Origin of the sequence: Synechococcus sp. R8-2 (assembly GCF_047461715.1) — a bacterium.
Lineage (GTDB): Bacteria > Cyanobacteriota > Cyanobacteriia > Thermostichales > Thermostichaceae > Thermostichus.
In genome coordinates, this window is the sequence record NZ_JANSHQ010000515.1 from 1 (window position 1) to 2,360 (window position 2,360).

The window sequence follows — 2,360 nt, forward strand, 5'->3', positions numbered from 1 at the left end:
GGCTCCTGCAATTTCTAGCTGATGGGTAGCCAAAAAATGTTGTATGGCCTGATGGATATCTTTATGGATATCTTTTGCAACTGTAATGGCCGCAGATCGTCTGTTGGCTGTGCAAGGGCTAGGCCGTACTGCAGATCACACAACCTTCTCGGCAAACCGTAAGCTCCTTCTCTCCTTCTCCTCAGTAAAAGATAAAATAGGGCGATTTAGATTCCGAGCATTCCAGGCCGCCGATGGGAAACAGTCAAACCGGGGAGATGGTTCAATCGGAAAAACAGGCTTTCCTAGAACGGTGGCATGACATTCTCGCCCCCAACTCCCTGGGCTACCGCATTCGGCTGTTGTCTCAATTGGTGCGGCGGAAGTTCCAGTCCTATTTAGAGCCTTTTGGCCTGACCATCTCCCATTGGGTGGTGCTCTGCTGCCTCTGGGAAGAAGACGGGATCCCTACTTCCACTATTTGTGAGCGCTTGCAGCAGTTGGGGGGCACCATGACCGGGGTGTTGGATGGCATGGAAAAACGGGAGCTGATCCGGCGGCAGCGAGATCCTGAGGATCGGCGGATTTGGCGGGTCTACCTCACACCTGCAGGGGAGGAGCTGAAAGACGTTTTACCCCCTCTGATTTGGCAGTTGCGGGAGCAAACCTACGGCTGTCTCAGCCCAGAAGAACAGGCAACCCTCTCGCGGTTGGTGGATCGGCTGATCGCCCATCTGTCAGTGGATCCAGATGCGGTTGTGCTGGCGGAGCCAAGTCAATAGTCTTTATCTTGAGAGCGCCTTTGAGGGAGGGCGGAGCTTTGTCTGGCGATTTGCTGATCCGAAATGCTGAGCTGCTGGTGCCGGAAGGGGATCCCTGGCGGGGAGATGTGCTGGTGCGGGAGGGGCGCATTGCCCAAATCGGCCAAAACCTCTCGCCAGAAGGGGTGGCCAAGGTCATCGACGCCGAGGGCCATACCCTGATGCCGGGGGTTATCGATCCCCAAGTTCACTTCCGCGAGCCGGGCCGAGAGCACAAAGAAGACCTGCAGACGGGATCCTGGGCCTGTGCCCGGGGCGGGGTGACCAGCTTTTTGGAGATGCCCAACACCGACCCCCTGACGATTGACCAAGCGACGCTGGATGACAAGCTGGCCCGTGCGGCCAGCAAGTGTGTGGTCAATTACGGCTTTTTTATCGGGGCCACTGCCGATAACTTAGAAGAGTTGCAAACGGTGCAGGGAGCCTGTGGCATCAAAATCTTCATGGGATCCATGCATGGGCCCCTGTTGGTGGATGATCAGGCGGCGCTGGAGCGGATTTTCGGGGAAACGGATCCCAACTTTTTAATTGCCGTCCATGCCGAAGATTTGTCTCGCATCACAGCTCGTAAGGCCCTGTTTGCCGGACGCACAGACGTAGCTGTTCACTCGCAAATTCAGGACGAGGAATCGGCCCTGATCGCCTCACGGCGGGCTTTGGACTTGGCCACCCGCTACCGCCATCGGCTGCACATTTTGCACCTCTCCACCGGCCTAGAGGTCGAGCTGCTGCGCCAGCACAAGCCAGCTTGGGTGACGGCAGAGGTGACCCCCCAACACCTACTGCTCAGCACCGCCGATTACGCTCGTCTGGGATCCCTGGCCCAGATGAACCCCCCCCTGCGGGATCCCGCTAACCTGGCCCAACTGTGGCAGGGGCTGCACGACGGGATCCTGGATTGCATTGCCACCGACCATGCCCCCCATACTTTGGAAGAAAAGGCTCAGCCCTACCCCCACTCCCCCTCGGGTATGCCGGGAGTAGAGACGGCCTTGCCCCTGATGCTGACTGCAGCGCAGCAGGGCCGCTGCACGCTGGCGCAGGTGGTGCGGTGGATGTGTGAGGCGCCGGCCCGCCTCTACGGGATCCCCAACAAAGGGCGGCTGCAGGTGGGCTACGACGCCGACCTGGTGCTGGTGGATCGCCACACACCCAAACCGGTGCGGCGGGAAGAGCTGCTGACCAAATGCGGCTGGAGTCCCTTCGAGGGCTGGGAATTGGTGGGCTGGCCCCTAGTCACGATCGTGGGCGGACAGATTGCCTTTCAAAACGGCCAGGTGGATCCCTCGGTGCGGGGAAAGGCTCTTCAGTTTCAGCGCTAGCCAGGGATCCCTGCTATCCCGCAAGGGCTTCCGATAGCAGCAGGACAGAAGTGGCGCAGTAGCCTATCCTAGCTTCCCTCTCCCTTTGTGGGAGAGAAGCCAGGCCTGAGGGCGGGATGGCGCAAAAGCATCAGGAACGGTCTCAGGCTGGTTTGCCGATCACCACACACCTCGGCCTGCTGGGTCCGGCAACTCTGGCCCACAAACTCGTGTTACTGTAAACTACCCGGCTCCGACC

Annotated in this window: 2 protein-coding genes; both read left to right on the plus strand. The window is 59.3% G+C overall.

Going from position 1 to position 2,360, the window contains the following annotated elements:
• Nucleotides 1-257 precede the first annotated feature (257 nt).
• Nucleotides 258-761, plus strand: a complete 504-nt coding sequence (locus tag NW819_RS11730) for a MarR family winged helix-turn-helix transcriptional regulator (protein ID WP_414413851.1) — start codon at nucleotides 258-260, stop codon at nucleotides 759-761.
• A 38-nt stretch (nucleotides 762-799) separates the two neighbouring features.
• On the plus strand, nucleotides 800-2,122 hold the full coding sequence (locus tag NW819_RS11735) for a dihydroorotase (protein WP_414413852.1): 1,323 nt from the start codon (nucleotides 800-802) through the stop codon (nucleotides 2,120-2,122).
• Nucleotides 2,123-2,360: the final 238 nt, after the last annotated feature.